The organism is Glycomyces amatae (genome assembly GCF_020991375.1).
GTDB classification, from domain to species: domain Bacteria; phylum Actinomycetota; class Actinomycetes; order Mycobacteriales; family Micromonosporaceae; genus Glycomyces; species Glycomyces amatae.
This window is the reverse complement of sequence record NZ_JAJLQZ010000009.1, coordinates 180210-204738: the sequence shown is the minus strand read 5'-3', so window position 1 is coordinate 204738 and position 24529 is coordinate 180210. Positions and strand designations below refer to the sequence as shown.

Below are 24529 nucleotides of genomic sequence, written 5' to 3'. Positions count from 1 at the left end.
GGTGAGCGGGATCGGTAGCATCACCGGATGCCCCGACTCCTCACCCCCCGGGCCCTCGGGGGACCCCTGCTATGGCCTCGCTGGGCCGTGATCGCCGCAGCGGCCGCCCTCGCGTTGGTTCCGGCGGCGCGACTGGCCGCCGACGTCACTCCTGTGGCGTTCTTCCAGGAAGCGGACCGGTTCGACTGGGACGCCGACCAGATCCAGGCTGCGATCGGGGCACCCGCATCGCACCTGACCGACCGCCTGCCCGACGGCACCGACGCCCGCGGAGCGGCCTTGACCGCGCATGTCGACGGGGAGCCGCTGGTCGTTGCGGCCGCCTGGGATCGAGACCTGACGGTTACCGCGATCCGCGTCGAGACCTACACCGACCGGCACGGTGCGGGCCTGCGCCTCGGCGTCACCGCCTGGGCCGACACCGCTGAGAAGACCCGCTGCCTGGCCGCCGCCGTCATCGGCGACCCCGTCCGCGACAGCGGCGACACCATCGTGTCCCTGTGCCTACGCGCCGACAACCAACCGCAGGCCGACACCTACCCCGGCCGCGGCGACACCGGCGACACCGACTGGGAGCCGACGCACCTGTACCTGTCCCAGACCGCCGAGCTCATCCCGGCCACGACCGACGCGATGCTGTTCGACTACATCGGCATCGGCGCGGACACCGGCGACCCCTACGAATCAGGTCTGTGGCGCACCTGGTGGTCGCCGATGGACTATGGCGAACCCTACGGCCGGTGGCGCTGGTCCTGCGGAGCTGACACACCGATCGTCGACCTGACCGCCGACCCCGACTACGGCTCGGGCCTCGCACCACCGGTCGCCGACGCCCCGGCCCCGCCGTTGCCCGTCTCCGCCTGCGCTCCCATCGCCGACGCTCCCGGCCGCTTCTCTACCGGGCCGTTCATCGCAGCCGAGGCCGCAGCGCTGTCCGGATGGACACGCTACAACGACGCCACCCTCGGCCGCCCTCAGCCGCTGCAACTCGCGTTCGTCGCCGACCTGCGCACCTGCGACACCGCCCCCGGGCGCTGCCACACCGACACCGGGCCCGAATGGATGCGCGAACTGTCCGACCTCGACCGGTAGCGCCGGGGGCTCGGGCGGGGCGGGACTTGACGGCCCGCGCCATAATGCGAAGCCTGCCCCGTTACCCCACGGTGGAGGCGATACGCATCGACGCGCACGAGTTGCAGGCGGTCCTGCCCGACAACGGCCCCTCGGCCCAGATGTACGGCTCGCTCGCGGCCGTCCTGGCCGGGTTCGCCTTCACGGCCCTGGTGCTCTACCTCGGACGCCAGGACGCCCGTCCCGACGGCGGCCGCGACACCGGCCGCATCGAACCGAAGTTCATCGTCAAGACCCTCTTCTACGCGATGTGCTCGCTGATGATCTGCGCCTTCCTGTACGCGCATCTGGCCAGTCAGAGCCACTCGCCCCGGCAGGCGCTGCTGGGCCTGTGCCTGTCGGGCCTGGTGCTGGGCCCGGGGGTGCTGTCGCTGTTCTACGCGATCAATCTGGCCATGGTCAACCACACCGTCACCAGGGCGGCGGCCGAGTCGACCCGCTGGGTGGTGGCCGCGGTCGGCCCGGCGGTGACCATCAGCTTGATGACCGACGTGTTCGACCGGGCCTGGGACGCGGGGTGCGCGGACTGCCCGGGGTGGATGTCGCCGCGGTGGTGGGGTTTCGCCATCGCCGCGGCCCTGGCGGGCGTGGGGCTGCTGATCACGATGCCGCCGTTCACGACCGGGGAGCCGCTGCGCCGCTTCGCCATGGGGATGGTGCGCCTGGGGTGGGTGCGGCGCACCGGCGGCCTCATGCGGCGCTGGCCCGACGCGCCGACGCTGCTGACGCTCGTGCTCGCCTCGGCCATCGCCGTCACCTCCATGTGGTCCCGGGGCGGGGCGGCCGATCTCGACCCCCGGTACTGGGTGCACGCGGTCATGGCGCTGATGGCGGTGACGATGGTGGCCTTCGCGTTCGCCACCGGCAGTGTCCTGGCGCCCGGGCGCGTCGTGGCGTTCAAGCGGATCGGCGGCCGCAAGCTGCGGTTCTCCCTGGTGGCCGGGCGGCCCTGGGCGCGGGTGGCCACCTGCGGCCGGGCCGGGGCCCGGCTCGGGACGGTGGTCGGGCTCGACTCCGACCGGCCCCGCTGGAAGGCCCTGCGCCGCAGCGACACCGCCGACGCAGGGCCCCGGCCCGGCAGGGCCGAGCGCGATGTCGAGCGCGATGTCGAGCGCGATGTCGAGCGGTTCGCCAAGCAGGTGTGGGAGTCGCGCTACGGCGCCGCCGCGGCCCGGACGCGCCGCAGCGCTGAATAAGGCCGTGCCGGATCGGCTCCCGGGTGGCAGAATCCTCGGGTGCTCACCGACCTTCGCCACTCCCCCATCGGCGTGCCGTTCGACTGGCCCGCCGCGCTGCGCCACAACACCGGCAATCAGGCCACCGGCGGGATCTGGCGCCTCTCGGGGCCCGGCGGCGAGGCGGTCCTCAAGCACCTGACGCCGCACGGGGGCGGCCACGACCACTGGCCCGCCTCGCGTGATCCGCGGCACTGGAACTACTGGCGCCGCGAGTACCTGGCGTACACCACCGGTTTCGCCGCCGCGTACGGGCGCGAGGCCGGGATCGGCGCCCCGGCGCTCCTGGCGGCCGGGGAGCGTCCTGACGGGAGCCTGGAGTTGTGGCTCGAAGCGCTCGACGGCGTTCCGGGCCGTCATTGGACGACGCCGATGCTCGCCGATTTGGCCCGCCGCCTCGGCACCGCCGGGGCCCTCCACATGTCCGGTGCCGAGCAGCCGTGGCATTCGCGGCGGTTCCTGCGCCAGTACGCCGGGCGCCGCGGTTTCGGTCCCCTCGACTGGGACCATCCGCTCGCCGCGGCCCACTGGCCCGAGGACTTGCGTGCGGGCCTGCGCACGGTCTGGGAGCGCCGCGGCGACCTGTTCGCGGTCGCCGAGGCGCTGCCGCAGACGGTCGCCCATCTGGACGTGTGGCCCATGAACCTCGTGCGCCGGGGCGACGTGCCGGTCCTGCTGGACTGGTCGTTCACCGGTGGCGGCGCCGTCGGCGAGGATCTGGCCAACCTCGTGGCCGACACGTTCTTCGACGGCCTCCGGCCGGTCGCGGCGCTGGCCGACACCGAGGAGGCGCTCACCGGCGCCTATCTGGAGGGCCTGGCCGGGGCCGGGTACCGGAACGAGGCCGCGACGCGCCGGGCCGTCGCGGCGACGGGTGCGGCCAAGTACGCTTGGCTGGCCCCGGCGATGCTGGCGGGCCTGGCCGCCGGGCGGTCGACCGCCAGTGCCGACTACGACGCCGAGAGCGACGACGCGCTCGTGCTGGAGCGGCGCCGCCCGATCTTCGCGATGCTGGTCCGCTGGGCCCGCGCCGCACTCGAGACGTGAAGGACTGTCATGCCCGTCCCGATCACCGACCGCTTCACCGTTCCCGACGCCGAACTGCGGTGGCGCTTCTCCCGTGCCTCGGGCCCGGGCGGGCAGGGGGTCAACACCACTGATTCGCGGGTGGAGCTGGTGTTCGACCTGGCCGCCACGACGGCGCTGCCGCCGGCGTTGAAGGAGCGGGCGCTGGCGCGCCTGGGCGGGCGCGTGGTGGAGGGGACGGTGGTGATCGCGGCCTCGGAGTTCCGCTCGCAGCTGCGCAACCGGCAGGCGGCGATGGAGCGCCTCGGCGAGCTGCTGCGGCGCTCGATCGCGGCGCCGCCGCCGGTCCGCAAGGCCACGAAGCCCTCGAAGGGCCAGAAGCGGCGGCGCCTGGAGGACAAGCGTCGCCGCTCGCAGGTCAAGCGCCTGCGCCGCGACACCGCTGATTAGGGGCGGGCTCGCCGTGTTGCGGGCCCTGCGAATGCCGGTGCGGTATTCGCAGGGCCCGTCGTGTTACGACCGGGCGGGTCGGGGCCGCATGGTGATGACGATGTTGCCGCGGGCGTGGTGGCCGAGCATGTGGGCGACGGCGGCGGCGGTCTGCTCGAGCGGGTAGGCGCGGTCGATGACGGGGGTGACGGCGCCGGTCTCCAGGAGCCGGGCGAGGGCGGCGAGGCGGTCGCGGGTGCAGGCGGCGTCGGTGGTGCGGACGTCGGCGCGGCCGAGCCGGCCCAGGAGGGCGGCGCCGGCGAACCGGTCGAGGCCGGCCAGGAGGCCGCCGGTGTTGCCGACGCTGTTGGGGATGTAGACGCCGCCGGGGGCCAGGGTCCGGAGGGCGCGCCGGGGCGGGTGGTTCAGGACGTTGTCGAGGATCGTGTCGTAGCGGTCCTGCCCGGTGGTGAAGTCCTCGGTGGTGTAGTCGATGGCGCGGTCGGCGCCGAGGCCGCGGACGAGGTCGCGGTTGTCCGGTCCGCAGACGGCGGTGACGTGGGCGCCGCGGTGCTTGGCGATCTGGATCGCGAAGGTGCCCACGCCGCCGGAGGCGCCGTTGACGAGGATGCGTTGGCCTTCGCGTGCGGGGGCGGTCTCGGTGAGGGCGGTCAGGGCGGTGAGGCCGGACATGACGGCGGCCGCGGCGTCCTCGTAGGCGAGGCTCGCGGGTTTGGCGATGAGCTGCGCGGCGGGGGCGACGGTGTACTCGGCGAAGGTGCCGGCGCGGGTCGTCTTGGAGGCCCAGGCGGAGCCGAAGACGGGGTCGCCGACGGCGAGGTCGTCGACGCCGGGGCCGAGGGCGGCGACGTCGCCGGCGATGTCGGTGCCGCGGACGGCGCCGGCGGGGCGGCCCTGGAGGCGCAGGAGGTAGGGGACGCCGGCGACGGCGATCCAGTCGGGGGTGTTGACGCTGGTGGCGCGCAGGCGGATGAGGACTTCGCCGGGGCCCGGTGCGGGGCGGGCGAGGTCTTCGAGGCGGAGCACCTGCTCGGGTGCGCCGTAGCGGGTTTGCGTGACGGCTTTCATGACCGCTCCTTCGAGGGGCTTACGTTGTAAGGTTCACGATAGCCTTACAACGTAAGCCCGTCAAGGCCCGGCCCGTCGCCGCGGCCCTCCGCGCTCACGCCACCGCGATGAGCACTGCCGCGGCCAGCCCCGCGGCCTGGGACCGGCGCAGCCGCTCGCCCAGGAACAGGAGCCCGACGATGACGGGGACGACCGGGTAGAGCGAGGACAAGACGACGGTGACGGTGATGAACTCGGTGCGCAGCGCGAACAGGTAGGCGGCCAGCACGCCCGCGCCGACGCTGAGCGCGAGGACCGAGGGGGACCGCGGGGCGTCGTCGCGCGCAGCGGTACGGCGAAGGAGCACCGCCGCGGCCACCAGGATCGTCGCGATGGCCGCGGCGCGGCCGCTGAGCACGGGCCACAGGCCGGAGGCCGCGTCCGCCTGGGCGAGGCACAGGTACTGGAGGGCGATGCCGCCGCTGGCGGCGAGGCCGTCGCAGACGGCGCCGCGCGAGGCGGGGCCCGCCCCCTCGGCGCCTTTGCCGATGAGCCACAGCGCGGGCAGCGCGACCAGCAGGCCCGCCCATGCCGGCCACGGCGGGCGTTCGCCGAGGAACGCCGTGCTGACCAGGACCGGCAGCGCGACGCCCCCGACGGCGCTGAGGGGCACCACGACGGACATCGCGCCGCGGCCGATGCCGCGGAAGAGGAACGCCATGGCCAGTCCGGTGCCGACGCCCGAGCCCGCCCCCCAGACGAGGTCCGCGCCCTGCAGGGGCACGGACGGGAGGGCCGGCAGCAGGAGCGCGGCCGCGCCGAGCCCGCCGATCTGCCCGACGAGCGCCACGCGCATGAAGGCGGCGCGGCGCGCGGCCAGTCCCCCGAGCACATCGGAGACGCCGTAGCTCAGCGCCGAGGCCAGCGCCAGGGCGATGCCCATCGGCTACGGCTCCCCGGCGCGCTCGGCCCGCCCCACCGGGCAGGGGGCCGAGCGCGTGCAGCGCTCCCGGTCGCAGAGCCGGCAGATCCGCTGGCCCTGGCCGACCTCCTCGTGGAGCTGCACCAGCATCTTCTCCAGCAGCCCGGCCAGCGTCCGCTGCTCGCCTTCGTCGAGCTTCGCCACGGCCTCGACCAGCGGCGCGTTGCGGCCCTCGAGCAGCTGCCGCGCGAGCCGCTCCCCTTGCGGGGTCGGCCGCGCCGTCACCCACCGTCGATTGACGGTGCTGGGGACGCGCTCCACCAGTCCGTCGGATTCCAGCGCGTCCACCATGCGGGCGGCGGCGGGCTGGCTCAGGCCGACCCGCCTGCCGAGCTCGCTCACGCTGAGTCCCGGATTCGCGAACAGGGAGGCGAGTGCCGCGGCGCTGCTCGTGCTGAGCCGCCTCACGCGCACGGCTCCGTCCGCGGCGAGGTCGGTGAACGCCAGGGAGGCCGCGCCGAGCAGGTTCGCCGTCCGCTCAATATCATGCAATATGCATGATAGAGGGGTGGGGAGCGCAGTAGGACGCGCCGGCACCCCAGACCGCCGCTGCGGCCGTTTCGGCGCTACCGGGCGGGTGCGCCGAACCAGCGGGCGAGGCGCTCGTCAAGGGCCGCCTGGTCGTCGCCGATCCAGGCGACGTGCCCGTCGGGGCGCAGCAGCACGCCCGGCGCCGCCAGCGCCGCATCCGGGTCCGCGACGTGGTCGACCCGGTCGGCCCAGCCGCCGGTGCCCAGCTTCCCGGTGCGGTCCAGGAGCAGGCCGCGGCCGCGGCGCAGCAGGTCGTAGAGGCGGCCTCCTCCGACATCGAGGTCGCCCAGGCGGCGCCCCAGCAGGTCGGGGCCCTCGCCGAAGTCGTACCGGAGGTCGATCGCGGCGATCTTCGCGGTCAGGTGCCGGTTCACCGCGTCGAAGCCGATCAGTTCGGTGAGCAGGCGCCGCATCGCCCGCGCGCCCGCTTCGTCGGCCGACAGCGCCGCTTGGGCGCGGGTGTTGTCCAGCACGTCCGCCGCGACCGGGCGCCGTTCGGCCGCATACGTGTCCAGGAGCGCGGCCGGTGCCCAGCCGCGGACCTGGGCGGCCAGTTTCCAGCCGAGGTTGCACGCGTCCTGCACCCCCAGGTTGAGGCCCTGCCCGCCCAGGGGCGGATGGACATGCGCCGCGTCGCCGGCCAGGAGCACCCGCCCGATGCGGTACTGCTCGGCGAGGCGGGTGGCGTCGCCGAAGCGCGACATCCAGCGCGCCGAGTGCGCCCCGAAGTCGGTGCCGGTGACGGCGCGCAGCCGCTCCCGGAAGTCCTCGATCGTGGGCGGCGCGGCGCGGTCGCTGACACCGGCGGCGGGGACGACGACGCTGTAGACGCCCTCGCCGAAGGGCCGCAGCCGGACCCCGTGGGGGGTCTGGCGCAGTGCGGCCATGGCGGCGGCGATCGCCTCGGGTGCGGCGTCGAGCCGCATCTCGCCCATGAGGGTCTCGGTCCGGGCCGGCTCGCCGGGGAAGGCGACGCCGAGCAGGCGGCGCACGGTGCTGCGCGCGCCGTCGCACCCGACCAGGTAGCGCGAGCGCAGGCGTTCGCCGCTGTCCAGGGCGACGCTCACGCCCGCCTCGTCTTGTTCGAGCCCGGTCACGGCGGCCCCGTGCCGGACCTCGGCGCCCAGGTCGGCCGCGTGCGCTTCGAGCAGGTCGACGACGACCGGTTGCGGCAGGCCCAGCAGGTAGGCGTGGGCGGAGTCGAGGTCGGGCGCGGGGGCGGGGATGGCGGCGAAGAGCCCGGCGGCCGGGCGCTGCCGGCCGTGCGCGAGGAGGCGCTCGAGCAGGCCGCGCATGGCCATCAGTTCGAGGGTGCGCACGTGCAGGCTGACGATGCGCACCGGTGAGGCCGGCTCGGTCTCCTGCTCCAGGACGAGGACCCTCGCCCGGTGCAGGCGCAGTTCGGCGGCGAGCATCGCGCCGGTGGGCCCGCAGCCGGCGATGATCACATCGTATGCGGCGGTGGTGTCGGTGGGGAACGGCGAAGCGTTCATGGTGCGGCCTTTCGGAGTGCCTTCAGTTCGGGCGCTCCGGCGACGGCGGTGTCAGTCGCTCGGCCGTGACGCGAAGGGGAGCACCCACGTCGATCCTGCGTTCATGGGTCTCACCTCCTCGGGCGGTGTCACGGTCCAGTGGAGGCTAGCGGCCCGGGCGCGGCGGTGTCGACCGGTTTTCGGGGCCGGCGGCGCGGAGGCGTTCGAGGCCGTCGAGGACGAGGTCGAGGGCGAACTCGAACTCCGCCTGGGAGTCGCACCAGCCCAGTACCGCCCCGCCGTGGGAGGCGTCGGCGATCATGGCGGCCAGGTGCGGCGCCTGGTCGGCCATCGCGGCCATGGCCGCTGCGGGCGCTGGGGGGGCGTCGACCGCGCCGGGGTCGAACAGCTCCTGGGAGAACCCCAGGGCCCGGCTGCCCAGGGCGTGGAGGGCCCGGTGGCCCAGTTCGTACGTGAAGCCGCCGCGGCGCATCAGCCCCAGGACGCCGTCGAAGTAGCGCACCACCGCCAGGCTCGTGCCCGTGCGCGTCTCGAACACGCCCGGCGCCCAGGGGTGGCGCAGCAGCACCCGGCGGGCGGCCAGCACGCGGACGCGCATCGCCCCCTGCCAGTCCGCCTCGGGCTCGGGTCCGCCCGCGGCGGCCACGGCGGTCTCGATCTCGTCCATGACCACCTCGACCAGGCCGTCGAGGACCGCGTTCTTGTTGGCCACGTGGTGGTACAGCGACATCGCCTCGACCCCGAGCGACTCGGCGAGGCCGCGCATAGTCAGCGACCCGATGCCGCCGCCGTCGGCGATGGCGACGGCGGCGCGCAGCACCCGGTCCCGGCTCAACCGGGCCGGCGCGCCGGTCCCTGCTTCTGCTGCCACGTCCGCCCCTTTCGCGCCAGACCAGCTTAGATCCCGCCGGGCGGGCGCCTACTGCTCGGGGAGGGGCCGGCCGAAGTCGGGGGTGCCGTCCTCGTGCCAGCCGAAGGGCTGGACGCGGCAGTGCCGGTCGGGGTTGTCGAGCGGGTCGCCTTCGATCTCGGCGTAGGCGCGGGCGTGGAAGACCAGCAGGTCGCGTCCGTCCTCGTCGACGGTGAAGGCGTTGTGGCCGGGGCCGAAGATCCCGGCCTCGGCGCTGGTGGCGAACACCGGGGTCGGGCTCTTGGTCCAGGAGGCGGGGTCGAGCAGGTCGGCGTCCGCGTCGGCGCTGAGCAGGCCGACGCAGTACTCGGCGCCGGTCCCGGCCGCCGAGTAGGTGAGGAAGACCTTCCCGCCGCGGACGAGGGCGGCGGGGCCTTCGTTGACGGCGAAGCGGACGGTCTCCCAGTCCAGTTCGGGGCGCGAGAGCTCGACCGGCGCGGTCGCGAGGGTCCAGGGGTCGGCGAGCGCGGCGAGGTAGAGGCTCGTGTTCGTCTCCGGCAGGGCCGGGTTGTGCTGGGCCCAGCACAGGTAGCGGCGCCCGGCGTGGGCGAAGGTGGTCGCGTCCAGGGCGAACGAGTCGACCGGGGTCGTGATCGGGCCCTTCTCGACCCAGGTGCCGGTGAGCGGGTCGGGGCTGCGGTTCTCCAGGACGTACATGCGGATGCGCCACACGTCGGCGGTGGCCGCCTCGGCCTCGCCGGCGGCGAAGTAGACGTACCAGGCGCCGTCGATCCAGTGCAGTTCGGGCGCCCAGATGTGCGAGCCCATGGCGCCTTCGGCGTGGCGGGTCCAGATGGTGGTCTCGGCGGCGTCCCGCAGCCCGGTGAGGGTGTCGGCGCCGCGCAGCACGATCCGGTCGTAGGCCGGGACGGTCGCGGTGAAGTAGTAGCGGCCGTCCTCGTGCCGGGTGATCTGTGGGTCGGCCCGCTCCAGGATGAACGGGTTCGGCAGTTTGTTATCGATCACAACCTGGTGGGTCACCATCGGTCCTCTCAACTCAAGACAACTCCACGCGCAGCGTACCCGCCGGCACCACCACCGCCGCCCCCGCCGTCTGCGACGCCACCCAGTCCACCAGGATCTCCGCGTCCGCGCACGCCAGGTCGAACACCACCTCGGCCCCGAACACCACCTCGAGCAGCCGCACGTCCTCACGCAGCCGCAGCAGCCCCTCCAGGCTCCCCGCCTCGCCGTACCCCACCCGCACCTCCAGGCGCGGCCACCGCGCCAGCGCCACCGTCCCGGCCTGGTCCAACGCCGCCGACACCGCGCCCCCGTAGGCCCGCACCAGCCCGCCCGCGCCCAGCTTCACACCCCCGAAGTACCGCGTCACCACCGCCAGCACGTCCGTCAACCCCCGGGCCCGCAGCACCTCCAGCATCGGCACCCCCGCCGTCCCCGCCGGCTCCCCGTCATCCGACGAACGCGCCGACCGGCCCTCCTCCACCACGTACGCCGTGCAGTTGTGCGACGCGTCCCAATGCGCACGACGATGCGCCTCGATCCGCTCCCGCGCCGCCCCCTCCGAGTCCACCCGGTACAGCGCGCACACGAACCGCGAACGGCTCACCACCGTCTCGGTCACCGACTCCGCCGCTATCGCACGCAACTCAGCCCACGACCCCGTGCTCCCACGCCCACGCCGCGATCTCCACCCGGTTGCGCGCCGGCAGCTTCGCCCGCACCGCCTCCAGATGCGTCTTCACCGTCGACACCGACACGAACAGCGACGCCGCGATCTCCGCGTTCGTCCGCCCCCGCGCCACCAGCTCCACCACGTCCAATTCCCGCTCGGTCAGCACCTCGACCGCCTTCGGACCCGACGACACCGGCTCGCTCAACCGCTCCAGCAGCCGCACCGTCACCGACGGCGACACCAGCGACTCACCGCTGGCCGCCGCCCGCACCGCCTCCACCAGCAGCGTCGGACCCGAATCCTTCAGCAAGAACCCCGTCGCCCCCGACCGCAGCGCCCCGTACACGTACTCGTCGGTGTCGAACGTCGTCACCACCACGATCCGCGGACCCGACCCGTTCGCCCCCGACAGCAGCGTCCGCGTCGCCTCCAGACCGTCCAGGCGCGGCATCCGGATGTCGAACAGGCACACGTCCGGCTTCAGCCGCCGCGCCTGCGCGACCGCCACCACCCCGTCCGGCGCGTCCGCCACGACCTCCATATCGGCCTGGGCGTCGATGATGGCCCGGAACCCTGCCCGGACCATCTCCTGGTCGTCTGCGATCAGCACTCGGATAGCCACGCCCCGAGCCTAACCGGCCCAGGCCCGCCGCCGCGGCTAGGCCGCCGCCGCCAACTCCAGCTCACGCGCCGCCACCGGCTCCAGCGCCGGCTCGACCGGCTCGGGCACCATCCGCACCGGCGCCGGCACCGCCGAGGCCACCGCCTCCCGCTCCAGCACTGCGCGCCGCAGCGCCTCCCGGCCGCGCACGGCCATCGTCACCGCCACCATCACCAGCCAGGTCCCCTCCAGCAGGATCAGGCCCCAGTCCAGGCCCATGACCGCCGAGGTCAACAGGATCGCGCACGAGGAGATCACGATGCTCAGCGACACCGGACTGGTCGCCTTCACACGGTGGGTCTGAACGAGCAGGTAGTTGGTGATGGCCAGAACCGCACCGCAGATCTGGAGCATGATGCGGACATCGAAGTCGTGCATGAGAAATCCTCAAAAAACTCGCGCAGGCAGGACACAGCCCCGCACCCCCGGGCACGGCACTGACAGAAAAGAAAAAAGGGAAAGGAAACGAAAGGGGATTACGCGGCAGCGGCCCGAGGGCCCACCGGTCTACTCCGAGCGCAGACCACCAGCGACCCGCCACGACGCACCCGCGACTGCAACGAACCGCAGATGCACCGCGTCCACACCGTCACGCCCGACGCGCTCCGGTGCCGGGACACGGTCGTCACCGGATCATCATCAGGCCAACCACAAAACGGGCAGCAACGCATACCGTGTCCTCCTCACAAGACATCGGTGAACTTCTGGGACGAGCGCCCGCCGAGCCCGCCACACCGACGGCACCCGCGCGACCGAACACGCTCACGATCGAGGTTAAGGTCCCATTCGACCGGGCTACAACACCTCGGCGTCGCTAGTTTGCGAAACTCATCGTGAAGCAATCACTAAAGGGAGGGAGGCCACACATGATCGATCTCCGCCGCCTGCACGTCCTGCGGGCCATCGCCCACCACGGCACCGTCTCCGGCGCCGCCAAAGCCCTGCACATGTCCACCTCCGCCGCCTCCCAGCAGATCCGCCTGCTCTCCAAAGACCTCGGCGTCCCCCTCCTCGAACCCGTCGGCCGCGGCGTCCGCCTCTCCTCCGCCGCCCAAGTCCTCATCGCCCACATCGACGCCATCGAAGCCATGTGGCGCCTCGCCGAAGCCGAACTCCAGGCCACCGAAGGCGAACCCTCCGGCATGCTCCGCCTCTGCGGCTTCCCCACCGCCATCGCCACCCTCCTCGCCCCCCTCGTCGACACCGCCCGCCACAAATACCCCGCCCTCCACCTCCGGCTCCGCGAAGCCGAAGCCACCGAGAGCTTCGACCTCCTCTTCGCCGGCGAAGCCGACCTCGCCCTCGTCGAAGCCACCCCCGACAACCCGCCCCCCGAAGACATCCGCTTCGACGCCCAGACCGTCTTCACCGACCCCTTCGACCTCGTCGTCCCCGGCGGCCACTGGGCCGCCGACGCCGACAGCGCCGACCTGCGCGAACTCGAACGCGAACCCTGGGTCCTCGGCGTCCCCGGCTCCATGCACCGCCGCCACGTCCTCACCGCCTGCTCCAACGCCGGCTTCCGCCCCACCGTCACCGGCGAAGCCCGCGAATGGCTCGTCATCGCCGTCATGGTCGCCCACCGGATGGGCGTCGCCCTCATCCCCCGCCTCGTCGACCTCCCCCACCACCTCGACCTCATCCGCGTCCCCGTCACCGGCCCCTTCACCCCCTACCGCCACTTCCAAGCCGTCACCCTCCGCGGCGGCTCCCGCCGACCCGCCGTCGCCGCCGTCATGGAACTCCTCGACGAACAAGTCCGCGCCGCCGAAGGCATCGGCCCCGCCCCCGAAATGTGAACCCAACACCCACCATCACGCCTGAGCAGGGACACCAGACCCACCGATCGCCCCTACTGGACACTGAAACTCCGTTACGCTGACCCAATGTTCGACAACGACGGCACCGGCCGCACCCGGACCCCGCAGCACCTGCGCGTCCGCGGCGGCGCCCTCCTCTCGGGCTCCATCGACGTCAAAACCTCCAAGAACGCCGGCGTCGCACTCCTCTGCGCCAGCCTCCTCAACCGCGGCACCACCACCCTCCGCCGCGTCGCCCGCATCGAAGAGGTCAACCGCATCCTCCGCGTCCTCGCCTCCATGGGCGTCCACTACGAATGGCTCGACGACGGCGACCTCCGCCTCACCCCGCCCGAACGCCTCGACCTCACCCGCATCGACGCCGACGCCGCCCGCCGCACCCGCTCCATCATCATGTTCCTCGGCCCCCTCCTCCACGACTACCCCGAATTCGACCTCCCCTTCGCCGGCGGCTGCAAACTCGGCGACCGCACCGTCGAACCCCACATGGTCGCCCTCCGCCGCTTCGGCCTCGCCGTCGAAGCCGCCCAAGGCGTCTACCACGCCACCGTCAAAGACCACGTCGACCCACCCGGCGCCATCGTCCTCACCGAACGCGGCGACACCGTCACCGAAAACGCCATCATGGCCGCCGCCAGGCACCCCGTCCCCACCACCATCCGCAACGCCTCCTGCAACTACATGGTCCAAGACCTCTGCTTCTTCCTCGAACGCCTCGGCGTCCGCGTCGACGGCATCGGCACCACCACCATCACCGTCCACGGCCGCACCGACATCAACGCCAACATCGACTACGCCCCCTCCGAAGACCCCATCGAAGCCTGGAGCCTCCTCGCCGCCGCCATCGTCACCGAATCCGAGATCACCGTCCGCCGCGTCCCCATCGAATTCGTCGAAATCGAACTCGCCCTCACCGAAGAAATGGGCCTCGTCTACACCCGCAGCGGCGAATACCTCGCCGCCAACGGCCGCACCCGCCTCACCGACCTCACCGTCTTCCCCTCCCACCTCCACGCCCCCTCCGACAAGATCCACCCCATGCCCTTCCCCGGCCTCAACATCGACAACCTCCCCTTCTTCGCCCTCATCGCCTCCTGCGCCGAAGGCGCCACCATGATCCACGACTGGGTCTACGAGAACCGCGCCATCTACCTCACCGAACTCAACCGCCTCGGCGCCCGCGTCCGCCTCCTCGACCCCCACCGCATCCACGTCGAAGGCCCCGTCCGCTGGACCGGCGCCGAAGTCGTCTGCCCACCCGCCCTCCGACCCGCCGTCGTCCTCCTCCTCGGCATGCTCCGCGCCCGCGGCGTCTCCGAACTGCGCCACATCAACGTCATCCACCGCGGCTACGAACAACTCGCCGAACGCCTCCACCGCCTCGGCGCCGAGATCGAACCCTTCTGACCGGACGACACCACCCCGCCGCGCCACCGTATGTGACACTTCCACTCATGAACATGCCCTCAGACGTGCCCCCGCAGACCTACGCGCTCCTGAGCCTCGTCCAGGCCCACCTCCGGCACCTCGACAAGACCGAGGGCCAGACGCTCCCCAGCCCGCAATGGGAGGCCACGGTCGAATCGGCCCGCACCGTCGCCGCCGTCAAAGCCCCCGGCCTGGAGGCCACCGCCGAGGACATCCCCATGATCATCGGCACCGGCTCCCCCGACCGCCGCAGACGCCTGTACACCTCCATGCCCGTCAGCCCACCGGTCGCCGCACTCGCCGACGAATCAGAAGTGGCCCTGTTCGCCTACAACCGGCGCGGCCGCCTCCAACCGGCCAACCGCACCGCGACCCAGGCCCAGCCCCGCGCCTGGTACCCGCCGGCCAAGGCCATCGCCCCCATGCGCATCCTCGACGACGCGGTATGGGAGCCCGTGGTGGCGGCCACCGGCGACACCGGCCGCCCGAGCGTCTTCGAAGCCGCCGCCGGCTGGCTGGTCCTGCTCCTCCTCATCGCCTTCCTCGCTGGCACCGCCTGGCTCGCCCTGTGGTACTTCGACATCCTCTAACCCCAGCCGACCGAGACCGTCGTTTTGCCGGTGAGGGCGCGGGCGGAGCCCGTGCTCGTTCTTTGAAGTCGCTGAGAGGTGCATTTCGCCGAGACATCTTGTCTCGGAGTCGATATACCTTGTAGAAAGTGCGATACTGGGCCGATGCTGAAGATGGCCATACTCGGATTCCTGCGGGACTTCCCGCTCCACGGCTACGACCTCAAGAACCGCGTCGCCAGCCTCGCCGGACACGTCCGGCCCGTCGCCGACGGCACCCTCTACCCCACCATCAAGAAACTCGAGGACGCCCAGTGCCTCACCCGGCGCACCGCCCCCGGCTCGGTCGCCGCCCCCCGGCACATGCTCGAGATCACCCAGACCGGCACCGACCAGCTCCGCCGATGGCTGCGCGACCCCGAACCGGGCTTCATCACCGACGACAACAAGTGGTACGTACTGCTCGCATTCCTCCACCACCTGGAGAACCCGCGCGAGCAGGCCCTCGTACTCGCCCGCCGGAGAGAATTCCTCGACCAGCCCGCCCAGCTGTTCTTCGACGAGCACGGCACCCCGATCCCGCCCGAACGGCTCGAATCACCCTTCCGCAAGGGACTCATGCAGATCCACCGGTCCACCAACCTCACCGAGATCGACTGGCTCGACGGCCAGATCACCGACCTCAACCGCCGCGCCGGCTTCACCGCGGCGTAACCGCGGGGTGCGAGGACCGTCCGGTCCTCGCACCCACCGCATGACAAGTGAATGGCAAGACCCGCCGCATAAGGTCCCTTCCTGGAGACGACGCGGCCGAGCCGCAGGCGTACCTCCCGCCGGCCCCGGCCCCGCCCGGTATCGCCGCGAACCCATGCGACCGAAGCCACCACTGGAAACGGACCCGAAGACTCATGCTCATCTGGCAAGGCAAAGGCATCCTGGCGCTCGTCCCCGCGCTCCTCATCGGAGCGATGTTCGGCCTGACCGAAGCGGTCACCCCGCTCGAGGGACCCGCGGCCGGCGGCGTCGGGATGATCGTCGGCGGCATCGCCGGAGCCGCCCTGCTGTGGTGGTTCGACCGCTGGCTCGAACGCCGCAACCCGCCCCGCACCATGGTCGACCAGCGGACCGGCCGGCAAATGGTCCTGCGCCGCCGCGACACCCTCTTCTTCCTCCCCATGCGCTGGTTCCCCTACATGTACGGCGCCCTCGCGCTCGGCGGCATCGCCGTGACCGCCACCGCATGAACCCGGCGGGCGGGGCCCGCCCTCCTCCCCCGCGGACCCCGCCCGCCACCCCCGAACACCACTAGGACGAGCCGAGGTGCCCCTTGCCGCGGCTCGCCCCCCACCGACACCCGCAGAAAGGCCCCGAACATGCCCCGAGCAACCGAACCCCGCCGCCTCCGCGCCCTCGCCGCCGGCGCCGCCGCCGTCCTCGCACTCACCGCCTGCGGCGGCACCGACACCGAGACGACCAGTACCGACGACGGCGACACCGCACAGGGCACCACCCCCGAGACCCCGCTCGACCTCGGCAGCAGCGTCGAAGCCCTGGGCTGGACCGTCACCATCACCGGCGTCGACCTCGACGCGACCGACGAGATCATGGAGGCCACCGGCATGCTGGCCACCGAACCCGACCCCGGCCACCAGTACGCCATGGTCACCTACGAGGGCACCTACGACGGCGACGACCCCGAGAACAGCTTCCGGACCGACCTGGTCGTCACCGTCTGGATCGACGGCGTCTTCTACGACGACTGCGGCGCCAACGTGCCCCCCGGCTACAACACCGGCGGCGCGGTCGAACAGGGCGGGACCGCCTCCAGCGCCGCCTGCGCCCAGATCCCCACCGACGGCGCCGACCGCGCCCTGGTCCACCTCGTCGACTGGCAGCCCATCAGCCAGCCCGGCTTCTACTTCACGACCGCATGAGCCCCACGGCCGCCGCAGTCCCCGAAGACCGCGGCGGCCGACCCCGCGTCAACGACGCGTCAAGAACGGCCCGACGAGCGTCAAGAAGCCGTATGAAAACCCGAAGACCACCCGTTGAGCAGCCCGCAAGCCGCCCCGACGCGTTAGGGTCCGGCTCCGAAAGGAGCTTCACCCGTGACCGCTCGAACCGACCCCGGACCGCCCGCCCCGGCCCTCGAACCGCTCCCCGGCGCACCGCGCCGCAGCCCCGTGCGCCTCGCCCTCGTCATCGGCGCGCTCGGCGTCGTCTTCGGCGACATCGGCACCAGCCCCATCTACGCCCTCCAGACCATCTTCAACCCCGACGACCCCCACCCCGTCCCCGTCGACACCGCCAACGTCTTCGGCGTCGTCTCCCTCGTCTTCTGGTCCGTCACCATCATCGTCACCGCCTTCTACGTCGGCCTCGCCATGCGCGCCGACAACGACGGCGAAGGCGGCATCATGGCCCTCATCACCCTCCTGCGCCGCCACCCCGCCGGCCGCGGCCGCAAAGCCGCCCTCACCCTCGCCGCCCTCGGCATCTTCGGCGCCGCCCTCTTCCTCGGCGACAGCATGATCACCCCCGCCATCTCCGTCCTCTCCGCCGTCGAAGGCGTCAAGACCGTCAGCACCGGACTCGAACCCCTCATCATCCCCGCCACCATCGCGATCATCGTGCTGCTCTTCACCCTCCAACGCCGCGGCACCGCCGTCATCGGCCGCTGGTTCGGCCCCGTCATGGCCCTCTGGTTCGCTGCCCTCGCCCTCCTCGGCATCGGCGGCATCGCCCGCCACCCCGGCATCCTCCGCGCCCTCTCCCCCGCCTACGCCCTCGACTTCGTCGCCGGCCACTTCCGCATCGCGTTCTTCGCCCTCGCCGCCGTCGTCCTCGCCTTCACCGGCGCCGAAGCCCTCTACGCCGACATGGGCCACTTCGGACGCAAACCCATCTCCCGCGCCTGGCTCCTCATCGTCTTCCCCGCAGTCCTGCTCAACTACATGGGCCAAGGCGCCCTCATCCTCGAAGACACCGACAACGTCTCCGGCACCTTCTTCCTCCTCGCCCCCGAACCCCTCCGCATCCCCCTGCTCCTGCTCGCCACCGCCGCCACCGTCATCGCCGCCCAAGCCGTCATCAGCGGCGCCTACTCCGTCGCCGCCCAGGCCTCCGAACTCGGCTACCTCCCCCGCCTGCGCATCGCCCACACCTCCGAACACCGCTACGGCCAGATCTACGTGCCGTGGATCAACTGGCTCCTCATGGCCTCCGTCCTGGTCCTGGTGTTCGCCTTCCGCACCTCCGAGGCCCTCGCCTTCGCCTACGGCATGGCCGTCATCGGCACCATCACCATCGTCTCGCTGCTGTTCCTCTACGTCGCCCGCATCCGCTGGGGCACCCCCCGCTGGGCCCTCGCCCTCGGCGGCGGCCTCCTACTCGGCATCGACCTGCTCTTCCTCGCCGCCAGCTCCACCAAGATCGTCCACGGCGCCTGGCTGCCGCTCCTCATCGGCGTCACCGCCTTCACCGTCATGGTCACCTGGCAGCGCGGCCGCGCCGTCGTCACCGCCGAACGCCAACGCCGCGAAGGCCCCCTCCAGGCCTTCGTCGACGGCCTGCGCAAGAGCCGGCGCAAGACCGCCACCGTCCCCGGCACCGCCGTGTTCCTCGGACGCGGCAAGGAGACCGCCCCCCTCGCCCTGCGCTCCGTCCTGGAGCACACCTGCGTGCGCCACTCCCAGATCGTGATCCTGTCGGTCGAGACCGAACCGGTCCCGCGCGTACCCGACGAAGAGCGCATCGCCGTCGACGCCCTCGTCCACGAACGCGACGCCATCCTCCACGTCACCGCCCGCTACGGGTACATGGAGACCCCCGACGTGCCCTCGGCGCTGCACGCGGTCGGACCCGAGCACACCGAAGGACGCGAACTCGACCTGGACCGGGCCGTCTACTACCTCTCGGCGATCCAGCTGCGCGTCGGCACCGCCCCGACCATGGCCGCCTGGCGCAAGCACCTGTTCATCGCCACCTCCCACATCACCGCCGACGCCGCCGAGCACTTCCGCCTCCCCAGGGAGCGCACCGTCATCGTCGGCTCCCGCATCGAGGTCTAGCGGTACTCCGGCAGGGGCGCCGCGAACCGCCAGCCCCTGCCGATCAGCTCGTCGACGGCCGCCACCGCCTGCGCCAGACGCGCCTCACGGGGGCCGCGGAGCATCACGTACGGGCGGCCGGTGCGCTCGAGCTCCTGTTCGAAACGCCCGGTCATCCACGGCCGCAGCCCCTCGCCGTCGCGCAGGCCGTCGTCCTCGAACGGCACGCCCTCATGGTCGGCCAGCAGATACAGGTCGTGGCGCAGGGCCGCGGCGAACGGCTCGACCCCCGGATTGCGGCCCCCGACGTACCGCTCGTGCCAGACCGCGGTCGCGAACGCGTCGGTGTCGCAGAACAGGACCGGCCCGCCCTCGCGGGCCGCGGCCTCCTCCAGCGCGTTCTGCCGCTCGGCGATCACCGGGAAGTCCTCCGTGGCGAACCGGACGTCCGCCCAGACCGCGCCCGGGCGCTCGCGCCGGAGCGCCCGGAGCCTCTCCTCGCTGAAGGCGCGCCCGTACTCGGGGACGCACCGCGTCGCGGCCCACACCCCGCCCCGGCCCCGGTAATGCGCGGCCAGATCCTCGGCGACCGTGGTGGTCCCGGTCGACTCCGCGCCCACGGCGACCACCCGCAGCGCCAGCCCCGCCCGCACCGGCCCCTCGAGGTACTCCCAGCACCCGGCCGGATCCTCGCGGACCTTCGTGCCCGAGACGGGGAACCGCGCCCGGTCCAGGTCCACCTCGACGTGGACGGCGCCGAAGCGGCGCGCCAGCTCCTCCCCGTAGGACTCGGAGGTGAAGACCGCGTCGACGCGCTCGGGCACGGCGGCCTTGAAGACCGCCATGTGCGCGTTCCAGACCTCCTCGGAATGCAGGTCCATGTGGACGTCGTCGACCGCGCCGATGACGCGCACGCCCGGGTGCGCCTCCTGGAGCCAGGCCATGCGCGCCTCCATCGGGATCGACTCCACGGTGGCGTGGCTGACCAGGACCGTCAACCGCTCGCACCCGGCCTCGGCGGTCCGGATCAGGTGGTGGTGGCCGGCGTGCGGCGGGTAGAACTTGCCCAGGACCAGGCCGTGCTCGGGCCGGCTCACGCGGCCGCCTCCACCGGCCGGACCCGCAGGTCCCGGCGCCAGGCGAGCAGCCCCGCCACGCACAGCGCCATGAACCCGACGTAGAGGATCGCAGTGAGGTAGAGCCCCTTGTAGGCGTAGAGCGGCACGTAGACGATGTCGGCCGCGATCCACAGGTACCACGACTCGACGCGCTTGCGGCACTGGCCGTACGTCGCCAGCAGCGACAGCACGGTGGTCAGGGCGTCCCAGAAGGGCACGGTCGAGTCGGTCGCCACGGCCAGGAGCGTCGTGATCGCGGCCAGTCCGGCCGCGCCGGCGACGGCGAGGCCGATCCACTCGCGGCGGCCGGTGCGGCTCACCGGGAGCGCGACGGCGGCGGCGCCCGCGCCCTTCACCCAGTTCCACCAGCCGTAGACGCCCAGGGCGATGAACACCAGCTGGAGGGCGGCGTCGGCGTACAGGCCGCTGTCGGTGAAGATCAGGATGAACAGCAGGCAGTTGGCGATGCCGATGCCCCAGTTGGCGAGGTGCTGGCGGGCGACGAGCCACACGCACAGCGCGCCGGTCACGAACGCGAGCGCTTCGGCGAGGGTCGTGGGGTAGGCGGCGCCGTAGAAGGTGAACAGGGGCAGGTTGAGCACGTCCATGAGGGCGTTCATCGGGGCGGTCCTCTCCGGGGCCGGACTCGGGGGCGTCGGCGCGCGGGGGACGCGTCCATGACGCATGGAAGCACATGGGCCACATCCGTGTCCAGCGGTATCGGATCGGATTCACGGAACGGGACGCGGCACCGCTGTCGAGGATGAGTGACAGCACAGCTGTCGCCGTTTCGTCTTCTCGGCTCTGCGCGGCGCCGGTCCATGGAGGAGGTGCTAAACCTCGGAGTCGATATATCTAATGAATAGAGTCTGATTGCAAGCGCTTCTCGGGGCTTGACAACGATGTCCGGACACCGGGTAGAGTGAAGCCGCTTTACCGATAAACATCGCTCAGTCCCGCCGAGGAAGGCACCCATGACCGACACCGCCGTCAACGCCGTCATCAACGTCGACATCGAGGGCCCGCAGATCAACCGCCACGTGTACGGCCACTTCGCCGAGCACCTGGGCCGGTGCATCTACGGGGGCTTCTACGTGGGCGAGGACTCCGACATCCCCAACGAGGGCGGCATCCGCCTCGACGTGGTCGAGGCCCTGCGCGCCCTGGACATCCCCAACCTCCGCTGGCCCGGCGGCTGCTTCGCCGACGAGTACCACTGGAGGGACGGCATCGGCCCCAAGGCCGACCGGCCCGTCATGGTCAACACCCACTGGGGCGGGGTCGAGGAGAACAACCACTTCGGCACCCACGAGTTCATGGCCCTGTGCGAGCTGCTGGGCACCGAGCCGTACATCTCCGGGAACGTCGGCTCCGGCACCGTCCAGGAGATGAGCGAGTGGGTCGAGTACCTCACCCGCGAGGGCGACTCCCCGGCGGTGCGCGAGCGCAAGGCCAACGGCCGCGAGGAGCCCTGGAAGGTCAAGTACTGGGGCCTGGGCAACGAGACCTGGGGCTGCGGGGGCAACATGTCCGCCGAGCAGTACGCCCTCGAGGCCCGCCGCTACGCCACCTACTGCCGCGACTACGGCGACAACAAGCTCTACCGCATCGCCGCCGGCGCCTCCGACTTCTCCTACGGGTGGACCGAGACGCTCATGAAGCAGCTCTCCCACCTCGGCTGCCAGCGCGTCGAGCGCCCGCTGTACCAGGCGGTCTCGGTGCACTACTACACGATCGCGGGCACCTGGGCCGACAAGGGCGCCGCCACCGTGTTCACCGACGAGGAGTACTACGCGACCATGGCCAAGGCCGCCCGCACCGACGAGCTGCTCACCGGCCACGGCAACGTCATGGACCTGTACGACCCGACCAAGGAGATCGGGATCGTCCTGGACGAGTGGGGCACCTGGTGGAACGTCGAGCCCGGCACCAACCCCGGGTTCCTGTACCAGCAGAACACCATGCGCGACGCCCTCGTCGCGAGCCTCCACTTCGACATCTTCCACAAGCACGCCGACCGCCTCGTCATGGCCAACATCGCCCAGACGGTGAACGTCCTCCAGGCGATGATCCTCACCGACCCCGACACCGAGGCCCTGGTCCTCACCCCGACCTACCACGTCTTCCGCATGAACAAGGGCCACCAGGACGCCGCCAGCCTGCGGGTCGACACGCTCGGCGAGGCGCCCTCGCGAGAGGTCGACGGCACGTCGCTGGAGACCGTGTCGATCTCGGCCTCCCGCAAGGACGGCCGCTTGCTCGTCTCGCTGTCCAACCTGGACGCCGACGAGGCGCGGGACGTCGTGATCGACCTGCGCGGCGGCACCGTCGCCGACGTCGAGTCGCTCATCCTGACCGCCGGCGCGCTCCAGGACCACAACACGCCCGAGGCGCCCGAGACGGTCGCGCCGCGCGCGCACGAGGGCGTCGCGGTCGAGGGCGGGAAGCTCCGCGTGCACCTGCCGGCGCACTCGTTCGTCACCGTCGCGGGCGCGCTCGCCTGAGCGGCCGCCTGGTCCGCGCCGGGCGCCCGGCGCGGACCAGGCGGACCCTTGTGGACGCACAGGCCCGCGGCGGCGATGGCGGTGACCTGGCGTCGCCGCCGCGGGCGCCCGCCAAGGGCGCCGGGCCGGCTGGTGGCAGCATAGGAGGACCGGCAGCGAGCGAAGGCAGGACTTGACATGGTGACGATGAGCGACGTGGCGCGGTTGGCGGGGGTCTCCAAGATGACCGTGTCCAACGTCGTCAACAACCGGGCCGGGGTGAGCGAGCCCGTGCGGCGGCGCGTCCTCGAGGCGATCCAAGAGTCGGGCTACCGCCTCAACGTCAACGCCCGCACGCTCAAGGCCGGGCGCACCGGGGTCATCGGCTTCGCGGTGCCCGGCGTCGACCAGGCCTACTTCGGGATGCTCGGCGCGCACGTCATCGAGGCCGCCAAGGCGCACGGCTTCCACGTCGCGATCGAGCAGACCGGCGCCGGGGCCGAGGGCGAGGCCGCCACCATCGCGCAGTCCCACAAGCTCCAGTTCGACGGGCTCATCCTCAGCGCGGTGACGCTCGACCCGCGCGAGCAGGGCCAGACCTGGGGCGACTTCCCGATCGTGATGCTCGGCGAGCGGGACTTCGGGGCCAGCATCGACCACGTGGGGATGGCGAACGAGGCGGGCACGCGGGCCGCGACCGAGCACCTCGTCGAGCGCGGCTGCACCAGGATCGCGAACGTCACCGGCCGGAGCCTGGAGGGCGTGCACGTGGTCTCGCGGCGCCACCGCGGCTACATGGAGGCCCTGGAGGCGGCCGGGATCGGGCCCGATCCGGCGCTGGTGTCCCTGTCGGGCATGGGCGCCGAGGACGGCCGGAAGGCGGTCCACACCCTGCACGCGGCGGGCGTGGACTTCGACGGGGTCGTCGCGGTCACGGACACCGTGGCGATGGGGGTCCTGCGCGGCCTGGCGGACCTGGGGCTGCGCTGCCCCGAGGACGTGCGGGTGGCCGGGTTCGACGACATCCCGTACGCGGTCTACACGGTCCCGGCGATCACGTCGGTGGCGCCGGACCACCGGTGGATGGCGGAGCGGGCGGTGTCGCTCATCGTGTCGCGCATCGAGGACCCCTCCAGGCCGCCGGAGGAGCACACCGCCCCGTTCCGGCTCATGGTGCGCGAGTCGACCGGCTGAGCCGCCTCAGCCGCCTGGGCGGGCCGTGACGTCGCCGATGCCGAGGACCCCTGACTGAAGGGCCTGGCGCACGGCCTCGGTGCGGCTGCCCACCTGCATCTTGCGGTAGACGTTGTGCAGATGCCGCTTCACGGTGCCCTCGGACATCTCCAGGGACCGGCTGATCTGCCGGTTGGACAGTCCCTTCCCGACGAGGGAGAGGATCTCGGTCTCGCGGCGGGTGAGGCGGTCGATCGGCGCCGGTTCGAGGCTGTCGGCGAAGCCGGGCGGTACGACGAGCACTTGGCGGTCCCGCATCCGGGCGACGGCTCGCACCGCGATGAGGATCTCGTCGCCGCTGGTGGGGTTGATGAGGCAGGCCTCGGCACCGAGCCGGACCGTCCGGGCGACCATGCGGTCACCGGAGACGTTGGCGCACAGGACCACGGGAAGGCCGCGACATCGGCGCATCGCGAACGCGACGGTGTCCAGGCTGGTCGCCGTGTCGTCGAAGCCGAGGACCACCAGGTGGGCCTTGGTCAGCGCGGGGCACGAGGCCAGGAGTTCGTAGTCCCCGAACTGGTCGCGGACGACGATGCCGTCATCGCGGGTCAGGGTGTCGATGATGACCGAGCGGTAGAAGTCGACGGGATGGACGACGACGGTCTCCAGGGCCAGGGCGTCGACCGGGTTCGGCGGGACGGGCGGGGCCGTGTCGACCCGTTCGAAGCGTCCCCGCTGTCGCGGGAAGGCGCGAGAGGCCTTCGGGTTGACACTCACCGTGTTC

25 protein-coding genes are annotated in these 24529 nt (G+C 72.2%); 13 read left to right on the top strand and 12 right to left on the bottom strand.

Going from position 1 to position 24529, the window contains the following annotated elements; translation table 11 throughout:
- Nucleotides 1-27 precede the first annotated feature (27 nt).
- The 4 genes from LO763_RS16065 to arfB all read left to right on the top strand — a co-directional run bounded on the left by LO763_RS16065 (nucleotide 28) and on the right by arfB (nucleotide 3842).
- Nucleotides 28-1092, top strand: a complete 1065-nt coding sequence (locus LO763_RS16065; RefSeq protein ID WP_230786120.1) for a hypothetical protein — start codon at nucleotides 28-30, stop codon at nucleotides 1090-1092.
- 71 nt (nucleotides 1093-1163) lie between these two features.
- A complete protein-coding gene (locus LO763_RS16060) occupies nucleotides 1164-2327 on the top strand; it encodes a hypothetical protein (protein WP_230786118.1) in 1164 nt (387 codons plus the stop codon).
- A gap of 39 nt (nucleotides 2328-2366) precedes the next feature.
- Nucleotides 2367-3413, top strand: coding sequence for an aminoglycoside phosphotransferase/kinase family protein (locus tag LO763_RS16055; protein WP_230786116.1), 1047 nt, complete (start codon nucleotides 2367-2369; stop codon nucleotides 3411-3413).
- Nucleotides 3414-3422: 9 nt separating this feature from the next.
- On the top strand, nucleotides 3423-3842 hold the full coding sequence (gene arfB / locus LO763_RS16050) for an alternative ribosome rescue aminoacyl-tRNA hydrolase ArfB (protein WP_230786112.1): 420 nt from the start codon (nucleotides 3423-3425) through the stop codon (nucleotides 3840-3842).
- A gap of 63 nt (nucleotides 3843-3905) precedes the next feature.
- Here arfB and LO763_RS16045 read toward each other — a convergent pair whose 3' ends face one another.
- The 9 genes from LO763_RS16045 to LO763_RS16005 all read right to left on the bottom strand — a co-directional run bounded on the left by LO763_RS16045 (nucleotide 3906) and on the right by LO763_RS16005 (nucleotide 11480).
- Nucleotides 3906-4910, bottom strand: a complete 1005-nt coding sequence (locus LO763_RS16045) for an NAD(P)-dependent alcohol dehydrogenase (RefSeq protein ID WP_230786110.1) — start codon at nucleotides 4908-4910, stop codon at nucleotides 3906-3908.
- Nucleotides 4911-5004: 94 nt separating this feature from the next.
- Nucleotides 5005-5832: a DMT family transporter gene (locus LO763_RS16040; RefSeq protein ID WP_230786107.1), complete on the bottom strand. Its 828-nt coding sequence runs from the start codon at nucleotides 5830-5832 to the stop codon at nucleotides 5005-5007.
- Between the two features lie 3 nt (nucleotides 5833-5835).
- Complete coding sequence (locus tag LO763_RS16035; RefSeq protein ID WP_230786105.1) at nucleotides 5836-6363, bottom strand: MarR family winged helix-turn-helix transcriptional regulator; 528 nt, start codon at nucleotides 6361-6363, stop codon at nucleotides 5836-5838.
- A gap of 74 nt (nucleotides 6364-6437) precedes the next feature.
- Entirely contained in the window at nucleotides 6438-7895 is a 1458-nt protein-coding gene (locus tag LO763_RS16030; RefSeq protein WP_230786103.1) for an FAD-dependent monooxygenase, read from the bottom strand.
- Between the two features lie 145 nt (nucleotides 7896-8040).
- A complete protein-coding gene (locus tag LO763_RS16025) occupies nucleotides 8041-8766 on the bottom strand; it encodes a TetR/AcrR family transcriptional regulator C-terminal domain-containing protein (RefSeq protein WP_230786102.1) in 726 nt (241 codons plus the stop codon).
- A gap of 48 nt (nucleotides 8767-8814) precedes the next feature.
- A complete protein-coding gene (locus LO763_RS16020; RefSeq protein ID WP_230786100.1) occupies nucleotides 8815-9771 on the bottom strand; it encodes a glycoside hydrolase family 43 protein in 957 nt (318 codons plus the stop codon).
- Between the two features lie 31 nt (nucleotides 9772-9802).
- On the bottom strand, nucleotides 9803-10414 hold the full coding sequence (locus tag LO763_RS16015) for an IMPACT family protein (protein WP_304608833.1): 612 nt from the start codon (nucleotides 10412-10414) through the stop codon (nucleotides 9803-9805).
- A gap of 1 nt (nucleotide 10415) precedes the next feature.
- Nucleotides 10416-11063, bottom strand: a complete 648-nt coding sequence (locus LO763_RS16010) for a response regulator (protein WP_230786097.1) — start codon at nucleotides 11061-11063, stop codon at nucleotides 10416-10418.
- 36 nt (nucleotides 11064-11099) lie between these two features.
- Nucleotides 11100-11480, bottom strand: a complete 381-nt coding sequence (locus LO763_RS16005) for a CBU_0592 family membrane protein (protein ID WP_230786095.1) — start codon at nucleotides 11478-11480, stop codon at nucleotides 11100-11102.
- Between the two features lie 488 nt (nucleotides 11481-11968).
- Between LO763_RS16005 and LO763_RS16000 the strand changes: the two genes are divergently transcribed.
- The 7 genes from LO763_RS16000 to LO763_RS15970 all read left to right on the top strand — a co-directional run bounded on the left by LO763_RS16000 (nucleotide 11969) and on the right by LO763_RS15970 (nucleotide 18989).
- Nucleotides 11969-12901 carry a LysR family transcriptional regulator gene (locus LO763_RS16000; protein ID WP_230786093.1) on the top strand — a complete coding sequence of 311 codons (933 nt, stop codon included), beginning with the start codon at nucleotides 11969-11971 and terminating at the stop codon, nucleotides 12899-12901.
- Between the two features lie 87 nt (nucleotides 12902-12988).
- Nucleotides 12989-14329: a UDP-N-acetylglucosamine 1-carboxyvinyltransferase gene (locus tag LO763_RS15995; RefSeq protein WP_230786091.1), complete on the top strand. Its 1341-nt coding sequence runs from the start codon at nucleotides 12989-12991 to the stop codon at nucleotides 14327-14329.
- Between the two features lie 47 nt (nucleotides 14330-14376).
- Nucleotides 14377-14940, top strand: a complete 564-nt coding sequence (locus LO763_RS15990; protein ID WP_230786089.1) for a hypothetical protein — start codon at nucleotides 14377-14379, stop codon at nucleotides 14938-14940.
- Between the two features lie 144 nt (nucleotides 14941-15084).
- Nucleotides 15085-15633 carry a PadR family transcriptional regulator gene (locus LO763_RS15985; RefSeq protein ID WP_230786088.1) on the top strand — a complete coding sequence of 183 codons (549 nt, stop codon included), beginning with the start codon at nucleotides 15085-15087 and terminating at the stop codon, nucleotides 15631-15633.
- Between the two features lie 194 nt (nucleotides 15634-15827).
- Nucleotides 15828-16163: a hypothetical protein gene (locus tag LO763_RS15980; protein WP_230786086.1), complete on the top strand. Its 336-nt coding sequence runs from the start codon at nucleotides 15828-15830 to the stop codon at nucleotides 16161-16163.
- A 129-nt stretch (nucleotides 16164-16292) separates the two neighbouring features.
- Nucleotides 16293-16853 (top strand): hypothetical protein, encoded by a 561-nt coding sequence (locus tag LO763_RS15975; RefSeq protein ID WP_230786085.1) that lies wholly within the window; start codon nucleotides 16293-16295, stop codon nucleotides 16851-16853.
- A gap of 174 nt (nucleotides 16854-17027) precedes the next feature.
- Nucleotides 17028-18989 (top strand): potassium transporter Kup, encoded by a 1962-nt coding sequence (locus LO763_RS15970; RefSeq protein ID WP_230786083.1) that lies wholly within the window; start codon nucleotides 17028-17030, stop codon nucleotides 18987-18989.
- Here LO763_RS15970 and LO763_RS15965 read toward each other — a convergent pair.
- Complete coding sequence (locus LO763_RS15965; RefSeq protein ID WP_230786081.1) at nucleotides 18986-20065, bottom strand: AAA family ATPase; 1080 nt, start codon at nucleotides 20063-20065, stop codon at nucleotides 18986-18988. The genes LO763_RS15970 and LO763_RS15965 overlap by 4 nt on opposite strands.
- Nucleotides 20062-20706, bottom strand: a complete 645-nt coding sequence (gene pnuC, locus LO763_RS15960; RefSeq protein WP_230786079.1) for a nicotinamide riboside transporter PnuC — start codon at nucleotides 20704-20706, stop codon at nucleotides 20062-20064. The genes LO763_RS15965 and pnuC overlap by 4 nt, the downstream gene beginning before the upstream one ends.
- A gap of 354 nt (nucleotides 20707-21060) precedes the next feature.
- Between pnuC and LO763_RS15955 the strand changes: the two genes are divergently transcribed.
- Both LO763_RS15955 and LO763_RS15950 read left to right on the top strand, forming a co-directional pair.
- On the top strand, nucleotides 21061-22590 hold the full coding sequence (locus tag LO763_RS15955; protein WP_230786078.1) for an alpha-N-arabinofuranosidase: 1530 nt from the start codon (nucleotides 21061-21063) through the stop codon (nucleotides 22588-22590).
- 177 nt (nucleotides 22591-22767) lie between these two features.
- On the top strand, nucleotides 22768-23763 hold the full coding sequence (locus LO763_RS15950) for a LacI family DNA-binding transcriptional regulator (protein ID WP_230786076.1): 996 nt from the start codon (nucleotides 22768-22770) through the stop codon (nucleotides 23761-23763).
- A 6-nt stretch (nucleotides 23764-23769) separates the two neighbouring features.
- Here the strand turns inward: LO763_RS15950 and LO763_RS29910 are convergent, their stop codons facing one another.
- Nucleotides 23770-24522: a LuxR C-terminal-related transcriptional regulator gene (locus tag LO763_RS29910; RefSeq protein ID WP_230786074.1), complete on the bottom strand. Its 753-nt coding sequence runs from the start codon at nucleotides 24520-24522 to the stop codon at nucleotides 23770-23772.
- Between the last annotated feature and the right edge of the window lie 7 nt (nucleotides 24523-24529).

Coding starts and splice junctions, on each gene's coding strand:
- LO763_RS15975 (WP_230786085.1), top strand. CDS start 16,293: ATGCCCCGAGCAACCGAACCCCGCCGCCTCCGCGCCCTCGCCGCCGGC.
- LO763_RS15990 (WP_230786089.1), top strand. CDS start 14,377: ATGAACATGCCCTCAGACGTGCCCCCGCAGACCTACGCGCTCCTGAGC.
- LO763_RS15985 (WP_230786088.1), top strand. CDS start 15,085: ATGCTGAAGATGGCCATACTCGGATTCCTGCGGGACTTCCCGCTCCAC.
- LO763_RS15955 (WP_230786078.1), top strand. CDS start 21,061: ATGACCGACACCGCCGTCAACGCCGTCATCAACGTCGACATCGAGGGC.
- LO763_RS16030 (WP_230786103.1), bottom strand. CDS start 7,895: ATGAACGCTTCGCCGTTCCCCACCGACACCACCGCCGCATACGATGTG.
- LO763_RS16040 (WP_230786107.1), bottom strand. CDS start 5,832: ATGGGCATCGCCCTGGCGCTGGCCTCGGCGCTGAGCTACGGCGTCTCC.
- LO763_RS15980 (WP_230786086.1), top strand. CDS start 15,828: ATGCTCATCTGGCAAGGCAAAGGCATCCTGGCGCTCGTCCCCGCGCTC.
- LO763_RS16065 (WP_230786120.1), top strand. CDS start 28: ATGCCCCGACTCCTCACCCCCCGGGCCCTCGGGGGACCCCTGCTATGG.
- arfB (WP_230786112.1), top strand. CDS start 3,423: ATGCCCGTCCCGATCACCGACCGCTTCACCGTTCCCGACGCCGAACTG.
- LO763_RS16045 (WP_230786110.1), bottom strand. CDS start 4,910: ATGAAAGCCGTCACGCAAACCCGCTACGGCGCACCCGAGCAGGTGCTC.
- LO763_RS16005 (WP_230786095.1), bottom strand. CDS start 11,480: ATGCACGACTTCGATGTCCGCATCATGCTCCAGATCTGCGGTGCGGTT.
- LO763_RS15995 (WP_230786091.1), top strand. CDS start 12,989: ATGTTCGACAACGACGGCACCGGCCGCACCCGGACCCCGCAGCACCTG.
- LO763_RS15950 (WP_230786076.1), top strand. CDS start 22,768: ATGGTGACGATGAGCGACGTGGCGCGGTTGGCGGGGGTCTCCAAGATG.
- pnuC (WP_230786079.1), bottom strand. CDS start 20,706: ATGAACGCCCTCATGGACGTGCTCAACCTGCCCCTGTTCACCTTCTAC.
- LO763_RS16000 (WP_230786093.1), top strand. CDS start 11,969: ATGATCGATCTCCGCCGCCTGCACGTCCTGCGGGCCATCGCCCACCAC.